This is a genomic window from Mobilicoccus caccae (assembly GCF_030161635.1).
GTDB classification, from domain to species: Bacteria; Actinomycetota; Actinomycetes; order Actinomycetales; family Dermatophilaceae; genus Mobilicoccus; species Mobilicoccus caccae.
Genome location: NZ_BSUO01000001.1, coordinates 1839404 through 1862390 on the forward strand (window position 1 = coordinate 1839404; position 22987 = coordinate 1862390).

Consider the following 22987-nt stretch of genomic DNA (forward strand, 5'->3'; position numbering starts at 1 on the left):
CTCGCACGACAGCGCCAGACGGCCGGGTCAGTAGCCCCTCCGTCGATTCGGCATGGCTGCGCGAGGTGGGTATCGATGACGAGGCATGGCTCTCCGAGCCCGAGCTTCCGGCGAACGAGGCCCTGCGCATCCTCGAACGCGAGTTGCGTGAAGCCCGTAGCGTCGCCCTGCTCTCGTGCGACGTCGAGAGGAGTCGCCAGGGGCTCGCGGATCTGGCACGGCAGCCCACCGCCGAAGCCGTGCGCACGCTCGATGCGGACACGGTCGTCACCCTGATGCGCGATCTCGAAGAACTCACCGGCGTCATCGCGGCAGCCCAGGCGCGGCTCGCCGTCACCCTTGACGCCCACACCCGTGCCGCTCAGGCCGAGGCCGGAGTCCCCGCCGCCCGACGCGGCCGCGGAGTGGCCTCCCAGATCGGCCTGGCGCGGCGCACCTCACCCCACCGCGCGGCCGTGCACCTCGGAGTGGCCCAGGCCCTCACCACCGAACTCCCCGCCACGATGGACGCCCTGATCCGCGGTGAGACCACCGACTACCGAACGACACTCGTCACCCGCGCCACTGCCGTTCTCGATCCGGACACCCGCCGCGACGTCGACGCCGTCATCGGCCCCGAACTCGAGAACCTCTCCGACCGCGGCGTCGAATCCCGCGCACGCGCCCTCACCTACCTCGCCGATCCGCACGCCCACACCGCCGCGGCCGAGCGCTCCGCCGAGGAGCGCTACGTCTCCATCCGCCCCGCGCCCACCGTGATGGCCACGGTCACCGGATGCGTCCCCGCACACGAGGGCGTCGCCTGCTGGGCTGCCCTCGACTCCGCCGCCCGAACCGCACAGGCCACCGGCGACCCACGATCCCTGGCCCAACTGCGCGCCGACCTCTTCGTCGAACGCCTCACCGGCCGCAACCCCGCCACCGACGCACCCGACATCGAGATCGGCATCGTCATCACCGACCAGAGCCTGCTCGGCCCGACCTCCGCCCCCGCCGAGGTCGAGCTGGGTGCCGAGTCCGGTGGCGTCGAGTCCGGTGCCGTCGAGTCCGGAAGCCGGTCCCGAGTCACCGAGTCGGCACCTCCCCCGCCCGTGACGATCCGATCCGGAACCGCCGACTCCCCCGGCGACGCCATCGCTGCGGACCCAGAACCCGTGGACACCCCCGCCCACCTGGTCGGTTACGGACCGGTGCCGGCCCCGTGGGCCAGAGCGGTCATCCGGGGCGAGCACCGCGACCCCGGCAGCGTCACGCAGCAGCGAGCCTTCTGGCGCCGCCTGTTCACCGCCCCCGACGGCAGCGTGCAGAACATCGACACCCACCGGGGCGTCTTCACCGGCGCACTCCGCAGAGCGATCGTCCACCGCGACCGGTACTGCCGAACCCCCTGGTGCGGGGCGCCGGTCCGCGAGATCGACCACGTCACGCCCGCCGCCGACGGCGGCCCCGAGACGTGGACCAACGGCCAAGGCCTCTGCCGCGCCTGCAACCTCGCCAAGACCGCACCCGGGTGGCTGGCCGAGGCCACGGCCACCGGGCCACCCGGCGCCCGATCACACCTCGTCGTCACCACCACCCCGACCGGTCACCGTTACAACTCCCGACCACCGCCCACACTCCCGGGGCGGTAACGAGCGCGCGCGTCCGACATGACACGACGACGCCGCGCACCCCGCAAGGGGGCCGCGGCGTCGTCGTCGGAGCGGGCACGTCAGGGCATGTCGAACACCCGTCGTGCCGTCACCAAACCGATGATCGACACTACGGCGACCCCCATGTAGTAGTAGCTGGGTGCCTGCAGGCTGTAGGTGACCAGCCACGCCAGGACGGTCGGCGCGAAGCCACCCAGCAGGGTGACGCCGATGTTGTAGGCCAGCGACATCCCCGTCGTCCGGATGGCCACCGGGTACATGGCCGCGAGCAGCGAGGGCAGCGGAGCGAAGTAGAGCGCCATCAGTGTGCCGAGGATGATCTCCGCCACGATGAGCGTCGCGACGGTGGGAGCCGTCGTGAGCAGCCAGAACATCGGGTAGGCGATGACCAGGCCGACACAGGCCGCGGTCAGCATGATCCGCGTCTGACCGACCCGATCGGCCAGCATGCCGACGAACGGCGAACCGATGAGCGCGATCAGACCGGCCACGATGGCGCCCGCGTATCCGCTCCACGGCGGCAGTCCGAGGTTGCGCTGCGCGAACGTCGGCAGGTAGGTGATGAGGTACACGCTCATCGTCGCCACACCCACGCACGCGGCGCCGGTGAGGACCCGCAGCATGTGGGTGCGGAACGTGGCGAGCAGCGGTGAGTCCACCTTCTCCGCCTGCTGGAACTCCGGGGTGTCGTCCATGTGCATGCGGATCCACAGGCCGACGGGCCCGATCATCAGACCGAAGACGAACGGCAGGCGCCACGCCCCCGCATCGAGCGTCTGCTGGTCGATCAGGGTGTTGAGCAGGAAGCCCGCAGTGGCGGCCATGAACATGGACGCACCCTGCGTCGCCACCTGCCAGGAGGCGTAGAAGGCCTTGCGGTCGGGGGCGTTCTCCGTCATGAACGCGGTGGCCGACCCGAACTCGCCACCGGCGGAGAAGCCCTGCAGCAGTCGGGACAGCACGATGATGAGCGGCGCCGCCACCCCGATCGTCGCGTACGTCGGAGCGAACGCCATCATCGCCGTGCCGACGGTCATGAGCAGGATCGTCATGGTCAGGGCGGCCTTGCGCCCACGCCGGTCCCCGTAGTTGCCGATGACGACCGCGCCCAGCGGCCGGATGAGGTAGGAGACTCCGAACAGGCCGAACGTGACGATGAGCCCGACGGTGGAGTCCAGCTCGGGGAAGAACAACCTGCTGATCACCGGCGCCATGAAGGCGTAGATGATGATGTCGAACCACTCGAGGGCGTTGCCGAGCGATGCGGCGACGACGGCCTTGCGCGCGGTGCGTCGCTGGTCAGGTGCCCACTGGACACGGGGGTCGGCCGGCACGCTCATGATGCGATCCCTTCGGAGAGGTGGTCGATGAGTCGGTTCATGAACGCCTCGCACTGCTCGATCTGGCTCAGCTCGATGAACTCGTCGGCGGCGTGGGCCTGGGCGATGTCACCCGGCCCGCACACGATGGTCTCGATCCCCGAGCCGGCGAACTGGCCGGCCTCGGTGCCGTAGGTCACCTTCTCGTCGCTGTCGTGCGCGCCCAGCGCGACCGCCAGGCGGCTCGCCGCGGTGTCGGGCTCCGCGTCGAGCCCCGGCACCTGCGCCAGGACGTCCACCTGTACGGACGCCGCGTCGTTCTCGGCCCTCATACGCCTCTCGACCTCCGCGGCGAACCCGCGGATGCGGTCCACGATCTCCGCCGGGTCGTTCGCGGCGATCGAACGGAACTCCAGCTCCACCACGCACCGGTCGGGCACCGTGTTGCCGGCGATGCCGCCGGAGACGATGTTGACGCTGGCGGTCGTGTACGCCAGCGGGTAGGCCTCGTCGTACGGACCCTCCTCGCGCCACCCGTCGGCCATGTCCCGCACGCGGGTGATGAAGCGGGCGGCGTGCTCGATGGCGTTGACGCCCTGCGCGGTGAGCGAGGAGTGGGCGGCGACGCCCGTGAAGGTCACGCGGATGAGGTTGATCGACTTGTGCGCCTTGATGATCCGCATGTTCGTGGGCTCCCCCACCACGCAGACCTCCGGGGAGAGTCCCAGGTCGGCGATCTGCTTGACGATCTCCGCGCCACCGACGCACCCGACCTCCTCGTCGTAGGACAGGGCGAGGTGGATGGGCTCGCGCAGGTCGCTCTCGACCATGCGCGGCAGCAGATGGAGCGCGACGGCGCTGAAGGCCTTCATGTCGCACGTCCCGCGTCCGTACAGCCGCCCGTCCCGGACCTGCGGGGTGAACGGATCGCTCGTCCACTCCTGCCCGTCGACGGGGACGACGTCCGTGTGCCCCGACAGCATGACGCCGCCGGAGCGGCTGCCGTCGGACGCCGGCACGGTCGCCAGCAGGTTGGCCTTGGTCCCCTCGGCGTTGGGGAGGATGTGCGGGGTGACGCCGTGAGACCGCAGCTCCTCCGCCACGAGCTCGATGAGCTCGAGGTTGGAGTCGCGACTGGTCGTGTCGATGGAGACGAGGCGTGTCACCCACGCCAGGGAGGCAGGCTCAGGGCCTTCGCTTCTGTCCATGGGCAGCAACTATGGCACCAGCGGAGAATCGTCCGACTTACGGGGTGAGCGCGTGTTGTCCGGGTTCGGCGGGGAGCCGGTGCGGCCCTCACACCAACCCGCGCCGCGCGGCCTGCAGGCCGAGCTGGAACCGCGAGCGCGCCGCCATCGTCTGCTGCAGCCGCGCGATCCGGCGTGCGACCGTGCGTTCGCTGACCCCGAGGTCGCGGGCGATGGCGTCGTCGGTCAGGCCCACGGCCAACCCGCGCAGGATGGTCGACTCCTCATCCCTCGCCTCACCGCCCTCACCGGCCCGCAGTGGGATGGCCAGCTGCCACAGACTGTCGAAGAACCCCATCAGCGTGTCGAGCAGGAGGCTCGGCTGCACGAGGAACCCCTCGATCTGCCCCGCCGGAGTGACTCGGGCGATGAGCCCGACCGCGTCGTCGGCGAGGACGATCTTCATCGGCACGTCGGGGAGCACCCGCGCCGTCTCCCCCGCACGCACCGCCGCGTCGACCTCGGCCCGGTGCTCCGGATCCTCCACGACGTCCGCGGAGTAGATGACGAAGTACTCCACACCCGCCGACATCGCCTGCAGCTGGGCGGCGCAGGGAGTCGCTTCACGCGAGGGTCGGTACGGGCCCCGATCCATCGCCCGCAACCGCGTGCGAGCCCCACGCTGCACCTGGAAGAACGCCTCGAGCACCGACTCGCCGCCGTGCAAGAACTGCACCGCCGGCTCGTCACCCTCCCCCGTCACCCGGTAGAGGGCCTGCAGCGGCGCGCTGATCTCACGCAGGATGGGCGCTCGTCTCGTGCCGGTGCGCCCACAACGCCATGACCGCCTCAGGAGGCTGCAGGTGGGCCCGTTCACCGTCGCGTTCGGCCAGCCCGACGTCGACCAGGACCTCGGACTCCAGGTCCGTCAGGCCGGACACGCCTTCCTCCAGGCCCCGGACATAGGTGCGTGCCACGACGTCGGACAGACCGGCCTGCACGAGTCGGCGTACGAGATGCGCATGAGGCATGCAGTCCACCGTAGACGCGGCCCGAGCCCACGTGTGGCGGCAGTTCGTCTGACAGGCTTCACGCATGACACCAGACGAGGCACGCCACCCCGAGAGCGACCCGGCCGACCACGTCGTCTCCGCCGAGCGGCACATCCCGGCACCGGCGGAGGCGATCTTCGAGTTCATCGCCGACCCCGCGCTCCAGCCGGAGTGGGACGGCAACGACAACCTCGCCCACGCCGATTCCGGGCAGCGTGGCGCCCGAGCGAGGTCGGGCAGCCCTGTCCCGGTCACCTGTGGCGCTGGGTACTCGAACCGACCACCGACGGAACCCTCGTCCGGCACACCTACGACTGGTCCCGCCTCACCGACGCCGGCCGCATCCCCCGCGCCCGCGCCACCACCGCCGACAGCCTTCTCGCCTCCATCGACTGTCTCGCCGCCCGGCTCTCGGGCCGACAGAGCACGGTCCGCCACACCCGCGCCGGCTGAGCAGCCGGCGCGGGCGGTCGGGCGGTCCCCTACTTCTCGGTGTCCTCGTCCACCCAGTCCAACGTCTTGCTGACGGCCTTCTTCCAGTTGCGCAGCAGCCGCTCACGCTCGTCGTCGTCCATCTGCGGCTCCCACCGCTTGTCCTCGGCCCAGTTGTCGATGACGTCCTGCTCGCCCTCCCAGAACCCCACGGCGATGCCGGCCGCGTAGGCGGCGCCGAGGGCGGTCGTCTCCGAGACCTTGGGTCGCACCACAGAGACGTCGAGCATGTCGGCCTGGAACTGCATGAGCGCGTCGTTGGCGGTCATGCCTCCGTCGACCTTCAGCTCGGTCAGCTCCACCCCGTCGCTCTGGGCGTCGGCGATCATCGCGTCCATGACCTCCCGCGTCTGGAAGGCGGTGGCCTCCAACGCGGCCCGCGCGATGTGGCCCTTGTTGACGTACCTGGTCAGACCCACGAGCGCGCCGCGGGCGTCCGAGCGCCAGTGCGGGGCGAACAGGCCGGAGAACGCCGGGACGAAGTAGGCGCCACCGTTGTCCTCCACGGTCTCGGCGAGCTTCTCGATGTCGGGGGCGCTCTTGATGATGCCCAGGTTGTCGCGCAGCCACTGCACGAGCGAACCCGTCACGGCGATCGAACCCTCGAGCGCGTACACCGCGTCCTGGTCACCGACCTTGTACGCCACCGTCGTGAGCAGCCCGTTCTCGCTGGTGACCGGCTCGGTGCCGGTGTTGATGAGCATGAAGTTGCCCGTGCCGTAGGTGTTCTTGGCCATGCCCTTGGAGAAGCACGCCTGCCCGAACGTCGCCGCCTGCTGATCCCCCAGGTCGCCGGCGATCGGGGTGTCGATGAGCAGGCCGCGCTTGCGCCCGTACCCGTACACCTCCGAGGAGGACTTGATCTCGGGCAGCATCGACATCGGGATCCGCATGTCCTCACAGATGGACTCGTCCCAGGCCAGCTTGCGGTAGTCCATGAGCATCGTGCGCGACGCGTTGGTCACGTCGGTCACGTGCACGCCACCCTCGGTGCCGCCGGTGAGGTTCCAGATGACCCACGTGTCGGTGTTGCCGAACAGCAGGTCACCCTTCTCGGCCTTCTCCCGCGCACCCTCGACGTTGTCGAGGATCCACGTCACCTTGGGCCCGGAGAAGTACGTCGCGAGCGGCAGCCCGCACACGTCCTTGTACTTCTCGGAGCCCTCGTCGCCGGCCAGCTCGTCGCAGATCTTCTGCGTGCGGGTGTCCTGCCACACGATGGCGTTGTAGACCGGCTCGCCGGTGTTCTTGTCCCAGACCACCGCCGTCTCACGCTGGTTGGTGATGCCGACGGCCGCGATCTCGTGCCGGTTGAGCTCCCCACGGGACAGTGCTTGACCGACGGCCTCGCGCACGTTCGACCAGATCTCCTTGGGGTCGTGCTCGACCCACCCGGCCTTGGGGAAGATCTGCTCGTGTTCGAGCTGCCCGACCGACACGATCGACCCGGAGTGGTCGAACACGATCGCTCGCGAACTCGTCGTTCCCTGGTCGATGGCGATGACGTACTTCTTGGGTGTGGTGGTGTCCTCGGGTGCCATGTCGATACCTCTCACGTCGTCGTGGTGGGTGATTCTCTGGTCGGGAACGGTGGGTCGTTGCTGTCACGGTGCCACCGGGGCGGCGGGGATGTGGCCGATCCGCCACCTCGGAACACGGCCGCGTCAGAACACGATGGACAGCAACCCGGCCGCGAGGCCGCCGATGATCGGGCCGCAGACCGGCACCCAGGCGTAGGCCCAGTCGCTGCTGCCCTTGCCGCGGATGGGCAGGAGCGCGTGGGCGATCCGGGGGCCGAGGTCGCGCGCCGGGTTGATGGCGTACCCCGTCGGGCCGCCCAGGGACAGGCCGATGCCGACGACCAACAACGCCACGGGCAGGGCGCCGAGCGCGGCCGGCGTGTTGTCGAACCGCAGGATGATGTAAACGAGCACGAACGTCGCGATCGCCTCGGTGAGCAGGTTCCAGCCGTAGGAGCGCACCGCCGGAGTCGTGCAGAAGACGGAGAGCTTGTCGCCGGGGTCGGCCTCCTCGTCGAAGTGCTTGCGGTAGGCGAGGAAGACGAGGACGGCACCGACGAAGGCACCGACGAGTTCTCCCGCGAGGTAGGTCAGCGTGGAGGCGAACGTCACGGCCACGCCCGGCGCGTACTCCTGCGCGCCGCTGCCCAGGAGCCCGAACGTCACCGCCGGATTGATGTGTGCGCCGGACCGATACGAGGCGTACACCCCGGCGAACACCGCGAACCCCCACCCGAAGGTGATGACGATCCATCCGGCGTCGAACGCCTTGGACTTCGGCAACAGCACTCCCGCGACGACCCCACCGCCCAACAGGATGAGAATCGCGGTGCCGAGTACCTCCGAGAGGAACACATCGGTCAAGGGCACAGGTGCGGCGGCAGCCGCAAGCGTGTTGAGCATGTCGATCCTTTACACGTCGTCGTGTCGAAAATCTCGCAGTCGGGCCGGCTCGGGCCGGCTCGGGCCGGCCGCCCGCCTCAGACGAGAGGCACCAGGTCAGCGGCCTCGAGTCGGGCGGCGATGGCGGCCGCGTCGTCGGTCTCCGCCTCGGCGGCGGCCTCCGCCGCGACCCGGTCGCGGTAGGAGGTGATCTCTCGCTGCAGGCGTTCCTCGTCCCACCCGAGCAGGGGGCGACGATCTCGCCGATCTCCTCCAGCGCGGCGCTGCCGCGGTCGCGCTGCTCGTAGTCGAGCCGCACCCGGCGGCGCACGATGTCCTCCAGGTGCAGGGCCCCTTCGTGCGTCACCGCGAAGGCCACCTCGACCCGCAGGTAGGCCTCCGCCTTCTCCAGCGGCCTGCCGAGGTCGGGGCGCTCGGCGACGAGGTCGAGGATGACCGGCAACTCGTCGCCGTACCGGTCGAGCAGGTGCTGGACCCGCTCGGGGGTCCACCCCTCGTCGGCCGCGATCCGGTCGCGCTGCGCCTGCCAGGCGGCGTACGCCGCCGCGCCCACCAGTGGAGTCCGCTCGGTGACCGAGGGGCGCTTTTTCGCGGCGTCCTTGCCGTGCACGTGCTCGAGGACGAAGTCGACCGCGTCCTCGGCCATGACCCGGTAGGTCGTCAGCTTGCCGCCGGCGATCGCCGCGAGGCCGGGCATGACCTCGGCCACCGTGTGCTCACGCGAGACCTTGGCCGAGGACTCCCCTCCCCTTGGTCTTGGGCTGCAGCAACGGCCGGAGCCCGGCGTAGGTCCCGACGATGTCCTCCCGCGTGAGCGTGCGCGCGAGGACGGAGTTGGCCTGCTCCAGGACGTAGTCGATGTCGGTCGAGGTCGTCACGGGGTGCTGCAGGTCCTCGGTCCACTCGGTGTCGGTGGTGCCGATGACCCAGTGCCGGTCCCACGGGATGATGAACAGCACCGATTTCTCGGTGCGCAGGAAGATGCCGGCCTCGCCGTCGATGCGGTCCTTGGGCACGACGATGTGGATACCCTTGCTGGCCAGCACCCGCAGGCCGCCCTTGTCGGTGGCGAGGTCCTGGGTGCGTTCGGTCCACACGCCCGTCGCGTTGACGACGTAGGTGGCGCGCACCTCCAGGTCGCGCCCGGCCTCCAGGTCACGCAGCACGGCACCGGTGACCCGCTCGGTGCCGTCGACGGTCTCCTTGAGGTACCCGGTCACCTGGGTACGGCTGGCGCACATCGCCCCGTAGCCCCGCGCCGTGCGCACGAGGTCCAGCACGAGGCGGGCGTCGTCCACCCGCGCGTCGTAGAAGCGGATCGCACCGACCAGGGCATCGCCGCGGATCCCCGGGAACAGCTCCCGGGCCCCCTCCTTGGAGTAGTGCCGCTGGCTGGGCACGGCGCTCTGCCCGCCCCCGCCGAACTGGGACAACATGTCGTACATGCCGACCCCGACCGCGCTGTAGGAGCGCTCGACCACCGGAGTCTTGAGCGGCCAGAGGAACGGCTGCGCCTTGACCAGGTGCGGCGCGGTGCGGGTGAGCAGCAGCCCGCGCTCCTTGAGCGCCTCGGCGACCAGGGCGAAGTTCAACTGGTAGAGGTAGCGCAGCCCGCCGTGCACGAGCTTGCTCGACCACTGCGAGGTGCCACCCGCCCAGTCCTGCGCCTCGACGATCGCCACCCGCATCCCGCGCGTGGCGGCGTCCAGGGCGATCCCGGCCCCGGTCACCCCACCGCCGACGACCAGCAGATCGACGGGCTCGCTGCTCATGTCGGACAACGACTGCTCTCGTTGGGCGGGGGTCAGGCTGGTGCGGGGCATCTCGTCTCCTCGATGTCGGTGTCAGGTCCCACCCTGCCTCACCGAGACATTCGTGCACAGGGGATGCACGAACGTTCACGTAGGGTGGCTCGTCGTGAACGAACGCGACATCGTGGAGGCGGCCCACGCCTACTACGTGCTGGACGAGACGATGGAGGGGATCGCCCACCGCCTCGGCGTCTCACGCTCCACGGTCTCCCGCCTGCTCAAGGAGGCCCGCCGTCAGGGCGTCGTCCAGATCACCGTGGACACCGAACCCCGCTCGACGACGACGATCCAGCATCATCTCGACCGGTTCGGGGTCACCGGCCACATCGTGGACCTCCGCTCGTCGGCGACGCCCCTCTCCCGCCTGGACGCCGTCGCGCGTTCGGCCGGCAACCTCGTCACCTCCCTCATGCACGACGGCGCGGGCCTCGGCTTCGCGTGGGGCACGACGATCAGCGCCGTGGTCGACAAACTCCCCGCCAAGCCCCTGCGCGGCGCGACCGTGGTCCAACTGAACGGTGCCGCGAGCGCGGCGACCAGTGGCATCGCCTACGCCGGCGACATCCTGACCCGGGCCGCGCGGGCCTACGACGCCCACCCGCAACACTTCCCCGTCCCCGCGTTCTTCGACTACGCCGAGACGCGGGAGGCGCTGTGGCGGGAGAAGAGCGTGCGGCGCGTCCACGAGATGCACCGGGGTCTGGACGTCGCCGTGTTCAGCACCGGCAGCTTCACCAGCGAACTCCCCTCACACGTCTACTCCTCGCAGTACCTCTCGCGCGACGACGTGGCCGAACTCCTGCGCGCCGACGTCGTCGGCGACGTGTGCACCGTGTTCCTGCGGGAGGACGGCTCCTACGCCGACATCGCCATCAACGACCGGGCCAGCGGACCGACACCGGCCGACCTGCAGCGCCTGCCCCGGCGGATCTGCGTGGTGACCGGCGTGGCGAAGGTGCCCGCCGCCCTGGGGGCCCTGCGCTCCGGTGCGGTGACCGACCTCGTGCTCGACGACCTCACCGCCGCCGCACTCGTCCGACGACTGGAACGCCCGGCTAGGGTGAACCGATGAGACGGCCACGCGTGCGACACCGCCCGGCCCAGCCGTCCTCCTGTGCCGGAATGTGGGCCGACGCCGACGAGCCCGCGTGGGGGTCGGCGGCGCCGGCGACCTTCTGGGTGGCCCTCGAGCAGCGCGGGCCGTGGGGCAACAAGGCCTTCGTCGAGTCCCGTCTCGACCCGAGGACGGGGTCGGCCATCGAGCGGGCCTGCGCGGCGGCCGGCGGACGCGCGCTGCTCATCCGTTCGGCCGACGACCACGTCCTCGCACGTGCGGACGAGTCCGGCACGCGACGGCTCTTCGTCTCCGGCGGCATGTCCTCCCGTGCGCCGTGGTTGCTGGCCGCCGACATCGAGGACCCTGCCCTCGTCCTCGACCTGCCCTTCTCGACACTGGTCGGCCCCGACCCCTCGGCGGCCATCGCCGCGCTGCCGATGCTGCGCCGCACCGGTCAGTCGGTGCTGCTCGTGTGCACCAACGCCAAGCGGGACGCCTGCTGCGCCGTCCTCGGCCGACCGGTGGCACTCGAGGCCGCCGACATGCGCCCGGGCCGGGTCTGGGAGTGCACGCACACCGGCGGGCACCGCTTCTCGGCCACCGGTGTCGTGCTGCCCACCGGCGCGACGCTGGCGCGGCTCACCACCGACCTCGCGGTGGCCTCCCTCGACGCGGCGGCGCGGGGCCGGATCGCCGAGGGCACCAACGACGCCCGGCATCACCGGGGTCTGTCGCACCTCCGGCCTCCGGTCCAGGCGGCCGACGCCTGGGTCCGTGCGACGACCGGTGAGGTCGACGTGACCGCCCTGACCTCCTACTTGGCCCAGGGCGGCGACGGCACCACGGCCGACGCGTGGGTCACCGTCGTCCACCGCGACGGCCACCGGTGGGATCTGCGCGTGCGCAAGCGGTTCGACCCGACCCGCCTCCGGCGCAACTCGTGCATCACCGATCCCGTGCCCGCCGAGCGCTGGGACGTGACCCTGCAGCGGGAGACCGGCCCCCGCACCTACCGGCCGCTCACACCGGAGCTGTAGGACGCCGGCAGCGCACCTCAGATGTAGTCGCGCCCCTCACGCTGGCGGCGCAGCTCCTCCTGCCGCCCGCTGAGGCGGTCGACCTTGTCGGGTCCGTCGTCGTCCTGGCCGAGGCGCAGCAGCCGCGTGAGGGCCCACAGCACCACACCGACGACGAGCAGGATCCCGCCCACCTGGTAGTCCTTGAGGTCACGGCCGCTGAACGGGCTGGCGAGGAACCCCGCCGTCAGCGCGCCCAGCACCGGGATGACCGCGGGGGCCGTGAAGTGCGCATGCTCCACCTCGTCCTTGCGCAGCACGAGCGCGACGACGTTGACGATCGTGAACACCACCAGCAGCAGCAGCGACGTGGTGCCGCCGAGGGCCGTGAGGTCGGCGAACCACACGAGCCCGAACGTCAGCAGGGTCGTGAAGAGGATCGCCACCCACGGCGTGCGGCGACCGGCGTGGACCTTGCCCAGGACCTTGGGCAGCACACCCTCGTGGGCCATGCCGTAGAGCAGCCGCGAGGCCATGAGCATGTTGATGAGCGCGGTGTTGGCCACGGCGAACATCGTGATGAGCGCGAAGATGCCGATCGGGAACGCCGGCGCGCCCGCCTGGACCACCTTGAGCAGGGGCGTCTCGCCCTCCCCCAGCTCGGAGACGGGCACGAGCATCACCGAGGTCACGGCCACGAGCACGTACACGATGCCGGTGATCGTCAGGCCGGTCAGCATGATCTTGGGAAAGATGCGGGCCGGGTCCTTGGTCTCCTCCGCCATGTTCACCGAGTCCTCGAACCCGACCATCGCGAAGAACGCCAACGCCGTGGCCGCCGTCACGGCGCCGAACGCCGTCTCACCCTCGGGGATGTGGATCTGGGTCAGCGGCGCCATGTCGCCGCGCCCACCGGCGATGGCGAACGCCCCGATGGCGATGATGATGAGCAGACCGGACAACTCCACGCAGGTCAGCACCACGTTGACCTTGACGCTCTCGCTGATGCCGCGGAAGTTGATGGCCGCCACCAGCACCATGAATCCGAGGGCCATCGCCAACAGCACGGCGCCGCCGGTCTCCTCTCCCCAGCCGAGCGCCGAGGCCGCGTTGCCCGCGAACGCCTTGGCCGCGCTGCCGGCGGAGGTGAGCCCGGAGGCCATCACCGTGAAGGCCACGAGAAACGTGACGAAGTGGACGCCGAACGCGCGGTGGACGTACACCGCAGCCCCACCGGCCTTCGGGTACTTGGTCACGAGCTCCAGGTAGCTCACGGCGGTGAGGAAGGCCACCGCGAACGCGAGGAGGAACGGCAGCCACACCGCACCGCCGACCTCGGCGGCCACCTTGCCGGTCAGGGCGTAGACGCCCGTGCCGAGGATGTCGCCGATGATGAAGAGCAGCAACAGGCCCGGCCCGATGCGACGCACGAGCCCCGGCTCACCGCCCCGCCCCTCGTCCGGAGCGGAGCCGCCGTAGGCGGCGTTGACGTCGTCTGTTCCGGTCATGCGAGAAACATGAGCCTGCAACGCCACTCGCGTCCATAGGACCAAGGTCCCGATGTGGGCCCCCGACGTGCCGCTCAGGCGTCGATGCGCTCGCGATCGAGGTAGTCGGCCGCGTCGACGAGGAAGTCCTTGCGCGGCGCCACGTCGGTGCCCATCAACAGGTCGAACGTGCGCTCGGCCCGTTCGGCGTCGGCGAGGGTGACCCGGCGCAGCGTGCGCAACCGCGGGTCCATCGTCGTCTCACGCAACTGCGCGGCGTCCATCTCGCCCAGACCCTTGTACCGCTGGATGGGCTCCTTGATGCGGCGCCCCTTCTTGGCCAGGGCGGCGACCGTGCGGCGCATCTCGTTCTCGTTGTAGGTGTAGACGAGCTCGGACTTGCGCGACCCCGCCCCCATGATCTCGATGCGGTGCAGAGGGGGCACGGCGGCGAACACGCGGCCCGCCTCGACGAGCGGACGCATGTAGCGGAAGAACAGCGTGAGCAGCAGGGTGCGGATGTGGGCGCCGTCGACGTCGGCGTCGGTCATGATGATGACCTTGCCGTACCGGGCGGCCGCGATGTCGAACGTGCGGCCCGACCCCGCGCCCACGACCTGCAGGATCGAGGCGCACTCCACGTTCTTGAGCATGTCGGCCACGCTGGCCTTCTGCACGTTGAGGATCTTGCCGCGGATGGGCAGCAACGCCTGGAACTCCGAGCGGCGCGCGGCCTTGGCCGTGCCCATGGCGCTGTCGCCCTCGACGATGAACAGTTCGGTGCGGTCGGGGTCGTTGCTGCGGCAGTCGTACAGCTTGGGCGGCATGGAGGAGTTCTCCAGCGCGTTCTTGGTGCGCTGGTTCTCCTTGTGCTGACGCGCCGAGATGCGCGTCTTCATCTCGGAGACGACCTTCTCCAGCAGCGCCGCGGCCTGCGGCTTGACGTCGCGACGGGTGGAGGTGAGCCGCGCGGTGAGCTCGCGCTCGACCACGCCGGCGACGACCTGCCGGACCGCCGAAGTGCCGAGGACCTCCTTGGTCTGCCCCTCGAACTGCGGCTCGGCCAACCTGACCGTGACCACGGCCGTGAGCCCGGCCAGAATGTCGGTCTTGTCCACCTTGTCGTTGCCGACCTTGAGGCGGCGGGCGTTGTCCTCCAACTGCTTGCGGAAGACCTTGAGCAGCGCGGCCTCGAACCCCGAGTAGTGCGTGCCGCCCTTGGGCGTGGCGATGATGTTGACGAACGAGACGACCTTGGTGTCATACCCCGTGCCCCAGCGCACCGCGATGTCGACCTCGCACGTGCGGTCGACGTCCTGCGCGGTCATGTGCCCGCGGTCGTCGAGGACCGGCACCGTCTCGGTGAACGAGCCCTCGCCCTGCAGACGCCACACGTCGGTGACCGGCGGGTCGGCGGCGAGGAAGTCGGTGAACTCCGCGATGCCGCCGTCGTGCCGGAAGACCTCCTCGTGGGGGCCGTCCTCGCCCGGGGTGCCGGGCAGGCCGCGCTCGTCGCGGACGACGAGGGTGAGCCCCGGCACGAGGAAACTCGTCTGCCGGGCCCGGCCCGCCAGGTCCTCGTAGGAGAACTCGGCGTTGCGCAGGAAGATCTGCTGGTCGGCCCAGTAGCGCACACGGGTACCGGAGACGCCCTTCTTGACCTTGCCGACGATGTCGAGCTCGCCGCGCTCGACGAAGGGCGTGAACGGCGAGGTCGGCGATCCGCCCTCCGGCCCGTCCTCGAACCGCCCCGGCTCGCCGCGGTGGAAGGTGAGGCGGTGGGTCTTGCCGCCGCGGTCGACCTCGACGTCGAGCCGCGAGGACAGGGCGTTGACGACGCTGGCGCCGACGCCGTGCAGACCGCCGGAGGCCATGTAGGAGCCCCCGCCGAACTTGCCGCCCGCGTGGAGCTTGGTGAAGACGACCTCGACACCCGACAGGCCCGTGCGCGGCTCGACGTCGACCGGGATACCGCGACCGTCGTCACGGACCTCGACCGAGCCGTCGGCGTGCAGCACCACGTCGATGCGGGAGCAGACGCCGGCCAGCGCCTCGTCGACGGAGTTGTCGATGATCTCCCACAGGCAGTGCATGAGCCCCCGGCTGTCGGTGGACCCGATGTACATACCGGGACGCTTACGCACGGCCTCGAGGCCCTCGAGGACCTGAAGATGCCGTGCGGTGTACGAATCGCCTGTGCTCAACGCCGTTCCTCCTGCGTGTCTGCGGCCGTGATGCACAGTAGCCCCGCGCACCGACAGCCACCGACCTGGCGCGCCGTGAGGGGCCCGCCGACCGCGACCTGCGCCAGGATTCTCCGACCGGCGCCACTCCGGCCGATGGGAGGACGTGCCCACCGACCGCGCGGGAACGCCCACCTACCGCGCGGGAACAAGGCGGCGTGATTCACTGTTGGCACAAGCGTGACAGCGAAGCGCCGAGGGGCGCACGACGAAGAGAAGGAAGGGTTGACGTGACTGCTGCACTGGCCGCGAGCCTGACCACGGCTGATCGCTGCGATCGCTGCGGCGCCCAGGCCTATGTCCGCGCGCGACTCGAATCGGGCGGGGAGTTGCTGTTCTGTGCGCACCACGCCCGCGCCCACCTGCCCAAACTTGCCGACGTCGCCAGCGAGATCGTCGACGAGTCCGACCGTCTCCACGACGACACCAGCGCCTGACAACCACACGTTCCGACTGCGGACCGTTCCCGAGGGGACGGTCCGCAGTCGTGTTCTGAGCCGGCAGGTAGTGTGCCCTCGTGCTCATCGCCGCCACGGTCATCGCAGGCCTCGTCATCGCCGTCGGACTCGTCGGGATCGTCGTCCCCGTCCTGCCCGGCCTGATCCTCGTGTTCGGGGCCGTCCTCGTCTGGGCGCTCGTGGCCCAGCACGCCATCGGGTGGACCGTGCTCATCGTGTCCCTGGCGCTCGCCAGCGCGGGGTGGGTCCTGCAGTACATCGTGCCCACCCGCCGCATGCGGGCCTACGGCGTCCCCGGACGCACCCTCGTCATCGGCGCGATCGCCGGCGTCGTCGGGTTGTTCCTGCTCCCCCCGATCGGCCTGGCCATCGGGTTCGTCCTCGGCGTCTTCGGAACCGAGTACGCGCGCCTGCGCTCGGTGGACCAGGCGTGGCCCTCGGCCGTCCAGGCACTCAAGGCGGCACTGATCAGCTACGGGATCGAGCTGACCACGGCGCTGCTCATCGCCATCGTGTTCCTCATCGGCGCTTCACTGCTGCTCACCGGCGCGTGGGATTCGACGCCTGCGGCCGTCGTCTGAGGGTCGTCCGTCCAGGGGTCCTCCGGGGCGAGACGTTCCCGTCTCAGAGCGAGTTCAGTCTCAGAGCGAGTCGCCGCGCTTGCGCTCGTCCCAGCGATTCTCCATGCGCTGCATGAAGCCGGTGGAACCGCCGCCGTGGCCGTCCTTCTTCTGCCCCCGTCTACCGCGCGGCTTGCCGATGCGGCGTGTGCGCCCGGTCGAGGTGTCGGTGAGTTCGGTCCCCTCGCCGCTCCCACCACCTCCGAAGGCCCAGGCGACGCCGGCCACCATGATCGCGAAACCCACACCGCCGAGCCAGATGAGTTCGAAGCTCACCCCGGCCACGACGCATGCCAAACCAAGGATCGCGACGACGAGTCCGATGAGTCGTCGCTTGCGGGACGGCCCGTGGTGTCGTCCCTTCATCTGTGAAGCGAACTTCGGGTCCTCGGCGTAGAGCGCACGCTCCATTTGCTCGAGCAGCTTCTGTTCGTGCTCGGACAGGGGCACCGTGACCTCCTCAGGGCAGAACGCCCCCGCGACGCGGAGACGTGGGACTTGGACAACGAGTGAGGTCGTCCGTGGGTTCCTTCGGTCGATCGGTGGATCGACGAGGCTGCAATTCACCGATGAGATCAACGATACGGCTCCGTTCGATCCGGCGGTAGTCGAAGCGGCGTCGATCACGGGTCCGAGTGGGAATCGGGGGCGATCAACGACGCCGGACGCACCACACCGGCCCCGAATCGTGCTCTGGCCCGGTCCATCGCGAGGTCGGCGTCGCGCCAGCCGTGCTCCGGCTCGTCCAGGAGGCCCTGCACCGGGGTGGCGCGCGCATCGGTGAGGCCTTCGAGGCGGACCCCGACCAGCCGGATGCGGGCGCGCTGCAGACCCAGGGCGTCGAAGAGCTCCTTGGCGTGCAGGTACACGTCGCGTCCGACGTCGGTGGCATCCCGCAGGGTGCGCGAGCGGGTGATCGTCGTGAAGTCGGAGAACCGGACGCGGATCGTCACGGTGCGCCCCATCATCCCGGCGTCGCGGGCCCTGGAGGCGGTGCGGTGCGACAGGCGCAGGAGTCGCCGGTGGATCTCGACCGGGTCGTCGATGTCGGCGGAGAACGTCTCGTCGGCGCCCACGCTCTTCTCGGTGTGGACCGGCGTCACCCGCCGGGGGTCGCGGCCCCAGGCGAGTTCGTGGAGGGCGGCGCCGTGCTCGCCGAGCGCCTTGCGCAGTGTCGCCACGGGGGTGTGGGCGATGTCCGCGACCGTCACGAGGCCGAGCCGCAGCAGGTGCTCCTCGGTGCGGTCGCCCACCCCCACAGGGCCCCGACCGGGAGTTGCTGGACGAAGGAGACGACCTGGTCGACCGGGACGACGACCATGCCGTCGGGTTTGGCGAGCCCGGAGGCGAGCTTGGCGACGAACTTGGTGGGCGCGACACCCACCGAGCACGTGATGCCCTGCTCGTCGGCGACGGTGTCGCGGATGGCCGCGGCGATGGTGGCGGGCGACCCGAGCCGGCGGACGGCTCCCGCGACGTCGAGGAACGCCTCGTCGAGGGAGAGCGGCTCGACGTACGGCGTGACCTGGCGGAACGTGGCCATGACCGCCCCGGAGATCCGCGCGTACAGCTCGTGGTCGGGGCGCAGCACCGTGGCCTGCGGACACAGCCGCCTGGCCCGGGCCATGGGCATGGCCGAGGCCACCCCGAACTCACGGGCCTCGTAGGTGGCCGACAGGACGACCCCGCGGTGACCTCCGCCGATGATGACCGGGGTGCCGACCAGGTCGGGATGGGACAGCAGGGTCGCCGAGGCGTAGAACGCGTCCATGTCGACGTGCAGGACCGTGCACCCGGTGTCGTCGAGCACCTCGTCCTGGTGCGGACGCGCGAAACGCCGCCGGCTCATGGTGTCGCCTCGTCGTGCCGGAGGGTGACCTCAGCCGTCACGGACGGCGAGCACGTGCAGGCCCGCACCGAGCCGCCCGAGGAAGGCCGCGGCCTCGCGCTCCGCGACGGCCGCCTCGAGTTCGAGCAGGCTCGTGCGGTCGGCCTCGGAGTCGAGGTAGGCCGAGGGCACGAGGTCGGCGAACACGCGCACACCCTGGGTCGCGACCGGCTTGAGACCGCCGGCCACGAGCTGGGCGTGGATCTGCTCGACGTCGAAGCGGCGGGGCAGCGGGTCGGTCGGCCCCCACCGGCCGTCGGGCGAGACGAGGACGGTGCGGGCCGCCTCGAACTGCCCGGCCAGGGCCCGGGAGAGCACGGCCGCCAGGCGCTGGGCGACGAGCAGGCTGACCACGCCGGCCGGGGCGAGCGCGCCCCGCAACATGGCGATGGTGGCCCCGGCGTCGTCGACGTACTCCAGCACTCCGTGACAGCAGATGAGATCGACCGGCTCGGGGACCACCGAGGCGAGAGAGGTCGCATCGCCCTGGAATCCGTGGACCCGGTCGCCGACACCGGCCTCACCGGCACGCCGGTCGAGGGAGGCGAGGGCATCGGGGCTGGGGTCGACGACGACGACGTCGTGACCGCGTTCGGCCAGGGGGACGGCGAAGCCGCCGCTGCCGCCACCGAGGTCGAGGACCCGAAGGGGACGGCCCAACTCCTCCTGCTGACGACGCGTGGAGGTGTCGATGACCTCCCACACGGCCGCCGTGCGGATCGACGACTCGACACCCCGGCGACTGCGCTGCTCCTCCTGCATGAGGATCCTCCCGTACGTCGGTGCTGTTCGGGGCCCACTCTAGGACCTTCGATCCTCATCGCCCCGCGCTCCCCGGGCTGGAGTGCCATAACTTGCGCCCCACACCCTGCGACGACGCCAACCCGTGCCCCTGGCGCACCGAGCTCCCGGGCGGGGCGACGTCGGCGAACGGCGACTGGCGAAAACCCGACGGGTGACGCAGGACTCGCCTCACGGGCGCCTGACCCGAGGTGGGCACGACCGTCAGCGGGGTCATCTCCGCCTGCGCCGCCTCGATCCCCCCGGCCGACCAGGCCTCCCAGATCGACGACAGGTCGTACGCGGCGCTCGCGCGCAGCGACACCCCCGCGGCCCGGTGCGCCGGGTCACGCCCCGGACGATCAGCAGCCAGGTGTGGAACACCGTCATCGCGTACGGGGCCTGGGCGTCCTCGAAGAACGTGGCGTCGAGCGGGCCGGTGGAGTCGTCCAGGGTGAGGAACAGGACGCGACGGCCGGACCGGACCGGCGGGGTCTGGGTCGCGACCTTGACCCCGGCCACGAGGATGTCGCTGCGGGTGCGCACCTCACGCAGGTCACGGGCCCGGACGACGCCCAGGTCGGTGAGCATCTCCTCGTACGGCTCGAGCACGTGGGCGCTGACGTCGAGACCGAGGACGTCGAGCTCGGCCTGCACGCGTTCGACCGCGTCCAACTCGGGCAACCCGGTGGCCGGGGTGAGGACCGGACCCATGTCGAGCGCGAGCTGCACCGACCGGGTGGCGGCGAGCTCCGCCGGGGCGGCCCCCTGCGACTGCGCGGCGGCCAGGGCCCGCACGTCGCCCCCGGGCGTTCCCGTCGCTCCGATCGCCCGCGGACGCCGGGAGCTGCGCCGCCCCCGGTCGGCCGCCCGGTTCCACCGGTCGAGTTCGGCGACGTGCAACAGCAGGTCGCGGCGGGTGATCGCCCCGCGCCTGCCCAGGCCGCCGCGCGAGGCGACGTCGATGCCGTAGAGGTCGTCGAAGGCGCCCGCGAGGACGAGCCGCTCGAGCACCGGCCTGCTGGGGCGGGCCCGGCGGGCGAGATCCTCGATACCCGAGTAGGGCTGACCCGCGACGATCCGCGAGGTCTCGTCCTCACTGATGCCCTTGACGTCGGCCAGGCTCACCCGGATCCCCAACGTGGACACCGGGGATGCGTCGTCACCGTCCTCGCCGTCTTCGTCGACCTCGCCATCCGGGTACGCCCCTTCGACCCGCTCCACCTGGTAGGTGTCCCCCGAGGCGTTGACGTCGAGCCCGAGGATCGGGATGCCGTGGGTGCGGGCGTCGTCGAGGATGAGCCGTTTGGGGTACATGCCCGGGTCGTGGGTGAGGACGCCGGCGAGGAACGCCGCCGGATGGTGGGCCTTGAGCCAGGCGCTCTGGTAGGTCGGCAGCGCGAACGCCGCGGCGTGCGCCTTGCAGAACCCGAACGAGGCGAAGGCGGCGAGCACCTCCCAGATCCGGTCGCGGTCCGGCGGGGCGTACCCCCGTTCCTGCGCCTTCTCGTGCCACCAGAGGCGCACCTTCTCCTGCCCGGCGACGCTGCCGAGGGCACGACGCACCTCGTCGGCCTCGGCCAGGCTCACCCCGGTCGTCACCGAGACGATCCGCAGCACCTGTTCGTGGAAGACGACGACCCCGCACGTCTCGGCGAGCGCCGGCTTCAGGCTGGAGTGCAGGTAGCGGGGCTCCGCCCATCCCTGCCGCGCCTCGAGGAACGGGGTGATCATGTCGGACTTGACCGGGCCTGGCCGGAACAGCGAGATGTCGATGACGATGTCCGCGAAACTCGACGGCGCGAACTTGCCCACCAGTTCTCGCTGCCCGGGGCTCTCGATCTGGAAGCAGCCGAGGGTGCGCGTGGACCGGATGAGCTCGAAGGTGGCCTCGTCGTCGAGCGGCACGCACGTGCGGTCGTCCAGGTCGACCGTGGTCGACTCCACCCGCGAGATCTCCTGCACCGCATAGGCCATCGCCGACTGCATGCGGATGCCGAGGACGTCGAGCTTGAGAAATCCGAGCGCTTCCACGTCGTCCTTGTCGAACTGGCTCATCGGAAACCCGAGCCAGCTCGCCTCGACGGGCGTGCGGTCCAGCAGACCGAGTCCGGAGAGGACGACCCCGCAGGGGTGGAGCGCGATGTGGCGGGGCAGCCCGTCGAGTCGTTCGACGAGCTCGAACAGCACCTCCATCCGGGGTGCGGTCAGGCCCATGCCGGCGAGTTCGGGCAGTTCGGCGATGGCGGAGCGGGCGTCACGGGCCCGGATGTGCGGGAACGCCTTGGCGATGACGTCGACCTCGACCGCGGGCAGCCCCAGGGCGGAGCCGACGTCGCGGATGGCGTGCCGCACCCGGTAGGTCTCCATCATCGAGACGCAGGTGACGCGCTCACCGCCGAAGTGGTCGAGGATGCGTTCGTACATCTCGGTGCGCCGCGCGGACTCGACGTCGACGTCGATGTCGGGCAGTTGGGCCCGCAGGGGCGAGCAGAACCGCTCCATGAGCAGGTCGTGGCTCATCGGGTCGATGCCGCTGATGCCGAGCAGGTGGTTGACGAGACTGCCGGCACCGGATCCGCGGGCGGCGACCCGCACCCCCGCCTCGCGGATGAGGTCGCAGACGAGGGCGACGGTGAGGAAGTAGGTGGCGTACCCGAGGGAGGCGATCACCCCGAGTTCGTCGTCGAGGCGGTCGTGGATGCGGGTCAGTTCCGCCTCGCGGGCGTGGGGGTAGCAGCGGGCGATCGCCGCCCGGCAGCGGTCGGTGAGGACCCGGTGGGGGTCCTCACCCGGCGCCAGACCGAGGACGTCGGGTTCGGGCAGGTGGACGGCGCCGAGGCCGACGTCGTGGCGCGGGTGCTGCACGCATTCACGGGCGACGGCGAGGGTGACGGCGAGCAGGTCGCGTGCCGCGCCGGCCTCCCCGGTGATCCGCTCGGCGACGCGCCGCATGTGCGCCGCGGGGGCGATGTGTCCCGCCGTGCCGACCCGATCGAGGTGACGGTCGTCGAGGACGGTCAGACGTCGCGCCGCGTCGAGGACGTCGACGGTGACGGCGCCCTGCGGCGTGGCGTGCCGGACCGCGCCGGTGAGCACGCACGGCACCCCGACGTCGCGGGCCAGCTCCCACAGGCGCCGCGCCTGGGATGCGCTGCGGACCTGTCCGGGTGGGGCGTCGTGGCAGGTCAGCTCGACGACGAGGGCGTCCCCGAGCAGCGCCTTCCACTCCCGCAGCAGGGATTCGGCTACTCGGGGCCGCTCGCCGATCGCGCGCCCGACGTCGGAGTCGGGTCCGACGAGGACGGTGACCGGCGAGAGACCACCGGGCGTCCGCGGGTGCGCCGCCTCGGCCAGGAGCTCCCGGGAGGTCCGCGGACGACCGCGTTCACCGCGCAGGTGGGTGGCGGTGACCAGGCGGCAGAGCGCCCCCACCCGGCCCCGGCGGCGACTCCCCCACCCTGGCCACGGGCGAGGACGACCACGCGCGGCGCCCGGTCGT

The 22987-nt window shown here is 70.8% G+C and carries 17 protein-coding genes and 2 pseudogenes; 6 read left to right on the forward strand and 13 right to left on the reverse strand.

What is annotated here, in order from left to right:
• The first annotated feature begins 65 nt into the window (after nt 1-65).
• The gene (locus QQK49_RS08910) at nt 66-1631 is read left to right on the forward strand and encodes an HNH endonuclease (RefSeq protein WP_284303601.1); all 1566 of its coding nucleotides are present in this window, start codon (nt 66-68) and stop codon (nt 1629-1631) included.
• An 80-nt stretch (nt 1632-1711) separates the two neighbouring features.
• Here the strand turns inward: QQK49_RS08910 and QQK49_RS08915 are convergent, their stop codons facing one another.
• The 4 genes from QQK49_RS08915 to QQK49_RS08930 form a co-directional block, all read right to left on the reverse strand.
• Nucleotides 1712-2992 carry an MFS transporter gene (locus tag QQK49_RS08915; RefSeq protein ID WP_284303602.1) on the reverse strand — a complete coding sequence of 427 codons (1281 nt, stop codon included), beginning with the start codon at nt 2990-2992 and terminating at the stop codon, nt 1712-1714.
• Nucleotides 2989-4179, reverse strand: a complete 1191-nt coding sequence (argE, locus tag QQK49_RS08920; RefSeq protein ID WP_284303603.1) for an acetylornithine deacetylase — start codon at nt 4177-4179, stop codon at nt 2989-2991. Before argE ends, QQK49_RS08915 begins: the two co-directional genes overlap by 4 nt.
• Nucleotides 4180-4267: 88 nt before the next feature.
• Nucleotides 4268-4894, reverse strand: a complete 627-nt coding sequence (locus tag QQK49_RS08925; protein WP_284303604.1) for a helix-turn-helix transcriptional regulator — start codon at nt 4892-4894, stop codon at nt 4268-4270.
• A gap of 58 nt (nt 4895-4952) precedes the next feature.
• Nucleotides 4953-5189: a hypothetical protein gene (locus tag QQK49_RS08930; RefSeq protein WP_284303605.1), complete on the reverse strand. Its 237-nt coding sequence runs from the start codon at nt 5187-5189 to the stop codon at nt 4953-4955.
• Nucleotides 5190-5381: 192 nt separating this feature from the next.
• Between QQK49_RS08930 and QQK49_RS08935 the strand changes: the two genes are divergently transcribed.
• Nucleotides 5382-5663 carry an SRPBCC family protein gene (locus QQK49_RS08935; RefSeq protein ID WP_348536142.1) on the forward strand — a complete coding sequence of 94 codons (282 nt, stop codon included), beginning with the start codon at nt 5382-5384 and terminating at the stop codon, nt 5661-5663.
• A 29-nt stretch (nt 5664-5692) separates the two neighbouring features.
• Here QQK49_RS08935 and glpK read toward each other — a convergent pair whose 3' ends face one another.
• From glpK to QQK49_RS08950, 3 genes and pseudogenes are all read right to left on the reverse strand, one after another.
• Nucleotides 5693-7243 (reverse strand): glycerol kinase GlpK, encoded by a 1551-nt coding sequence (gene glpK, locus QQK49_RS08940; protein WP_284303606.1) that lies wholly within the window; start codon nt 7241-7243, stop codon nt 5693-5695.
• A 123-nt stretch (nt 7244-7366) separates the two neighbouring features.
• Nucleotides 7367-8125, reverse strand: a complete 759-nt coding sequence (locus QQK49_RS08945) for an MIP/aquaporin family protein (protein WP_284303607.1) — start codon at nt 8123-8125, stop codon at nt 7367-7369.
• A 77-nt stretch (nt 8126-8202) separates the two neighbouring features.
• Nucleotides 8203-9948: pseudogene (locus QQK49_RS08950) on the reverse strand (glycerol-3-phosphate dehydrogenase/oxidase).
• Nucleotides 9949-10042: 94 nt separating this feature from the next.
• Between QQK49_RS08950 and QQK49_RS08955 the strand changes: the two are divergent.
• Together QQK49_RS08955 and QQK49_RS08960 are read left to right on the forward strand one after the other, a co-directional pair.
• Nucleotides 10043-11008 (forward strand): sugar-binding transcriptional regulator, encoded by a 966-nt coding sequence (locus QQK49_RS08955; RefSeq protein ID WP_284303608.1) that lies wholly within the window; start codon nt 10043-10045, stop codon nt 11006-11008.
• Entirely contained in the window at nt 11005-12030 is a 1026-nt protein-coding gene (locus tag QQK49_RS08960; protein ID WP_284303609.1) for a ferredoxin family protein, read from the forward strand. The genes QQK49_RS08955 and QQK49_RS08960 overlap by 4 nt, the downstream gene beginning before the upstream one ends.
• A gap of 17 nt (nt 12031-12047) precedes the next feature.
• Here the strand turns inward: QQK49_RS08960 and QQK49_RS08965 are convergent, their stop codons facing one another.
• Nucleotides 12048-13517 (reverse strand): APC family permease, encoded by a 1470-nt coding sequence (locus QQK49_RS08965; RefSeq protein ID WP_284303610.1) that lies wholly within the window; start codon nt 13515-13517, stop codon nt 12048-12050.
• 74 nt (nt 13518-13591) lie between these two features.
• Nucleotides 13592-15700 (reverse strand): DNA gyrase/topoisomerase IV subunit B, encoded by a 2109-nt coding sequence (locus tag QQK49_RS08970; protein ID WP_284303611.1) that lies wholly within the window; start codon nt 15698-15700, stop codon nt 13592-13594.
• Between the two features lie 269 nt (nt 15701-15969).
• Between QQK49_RS08970 and QQK49_RS08975 the strand changes: the two genes are divergently transcribed.
• Nucleotides 15970-16176 carry a DUF7455 domain-containing protein gene (locus QQK49_RS08975; protein ID WP_284303612.1) on the forward strand — a complete coding sequence of 69 codons (207 nt, stop codon included), beginning with the start codon at nt 15970-15972 and terminating at the stop codon, nt 16174-16176.
• 80 nt (nt 16177-16256) lie between these two features.
• Nucleotides 16257-16778 (forward strand): DUF456 domain-containing protein, encoded by a 522-nt coding sequence (locus QQK49_RS08980; RefSeq protein ID WP_284303613.1) that lies wholly within the window; start codon nt 16257-16259, stop codon nt 16776-16778.
• A 60-nt stretch (nt 16779-16838) separates the two neighbouring features.
• Here the strand turns inward: QQK49_RS08980 and QQK49_RS08985 are convergent, their stop codons facing one another.
• From QQK49_RS08985 to dnaE, 4 genes and pseudogenes are all read right to left on the reverse strand, one after another.
• The gene (locus QQK49_RS08985; protein WP_284303614.1) at nt 16839-17267 is read right to left on the reverse strand and encodes an SCO2097 family morphological protein; all 429 of its coding nucleotides are present in this window, start codon (nt 17265-17267) and stop codon (nt 16839-16841) included.
• 173 nt (nt 17268-17440) lie between these two features.
• Nucleotides 17441-18666, reverse strand: a pseudogene (gene dinB / locus QQK49_RS08990) (DNA polymerase IV).
• A 30-nt stretch (nt 18667-18696) separates the two neighbouring features.
• Nucleotides 18697-19467 carry a methyltransferase domain-containing protein gene (locus tag QQK49_RS08995; RefSeq protein ID WP_284303615.1) on the reverse strand — a complete coding sequence of 257 codons (771 nt, stop codon included), beginning with the start codon at nt 19465-19467 and terminating at the stop codon, nt 18697-18699.
• Between the two features lie 252 nt (nt 19468-19719).
• Complete coding sequence (gene dnaE, locus QQK49_RS09000; protein ID WP_348536143.1) at nt 19720-22920, reverse strand: DNA polymerase III subunit alpha; 3201 nt, start codon at nt 22918-22920, stop codon at nt 19720-19722.
• Nucleotides 22921-22987: the final 67 nt, after the last annotated feature.

What these genes read in the sequence shown, in the direction of transcription:
- QQK49_RS08915 (WP_284303602.1), bottom strand. Translation starts at nt 2,992, where the DNA reads ATGAGCGTGCCGGCCGACCCCCGTGTCCAGTGGGCACCTGACCAGCGA.
- argE (WP_284303603.1), bottom strand. Translation starts at nt 4,179, where the DNA reads ATGGACAGAAGCGAAGGCCCTGAGCCTGCCTCCCTGGCGTGGGTGACA.
- QQK49_RS08930 (WP_284303605.1), bottom strand. Translation starts at nt 5,189, where the DNA reads ATGCCTCATGCGCATCTCGTACGCCGACTCGTGCAGGCCGGTCTGTCC.
- glpK (WP_284303606.1), bottom strand. Translation starts at nt 7,243, where the DNA reads ATGGCACCCGAGGACACCACCACACCCAAGAAGTACGTCATCGCCATC.
- QQK49_RS08945 (WP_284303607.1), bottom strand. Translation starts at nt 8,125, where the DNA reads ATGCTCAACACGCTTGCGGCTGCCGCCGCACCTGTGCCCTTGACCGAT.
- QQK49_RS08960 (WP_284303609.1), top strand. Translation starts at nt 11,005, where the DNA reads ATGAGACGGCCACGCGTGCGACACCGCCCGGCCCAGCCGTCCTCCTGT.
- QQK49_RS08965 (WP_284303610.1), bottom strand. Translation starts at nt 13,517, where the DNA reads ATGACCGGAACAGACGACGTCAACGCCGCCTACGGCGGCTCCGCTCCG.
- QQK49_RS08995 (WP_284303615.1), bottom strand. Translation starts at nt 19,467, where the DNA reads ATGCAGGAGGAGCAGCGCAGTCGCCGGGGTGTCGAGTCGTCGATCCGC.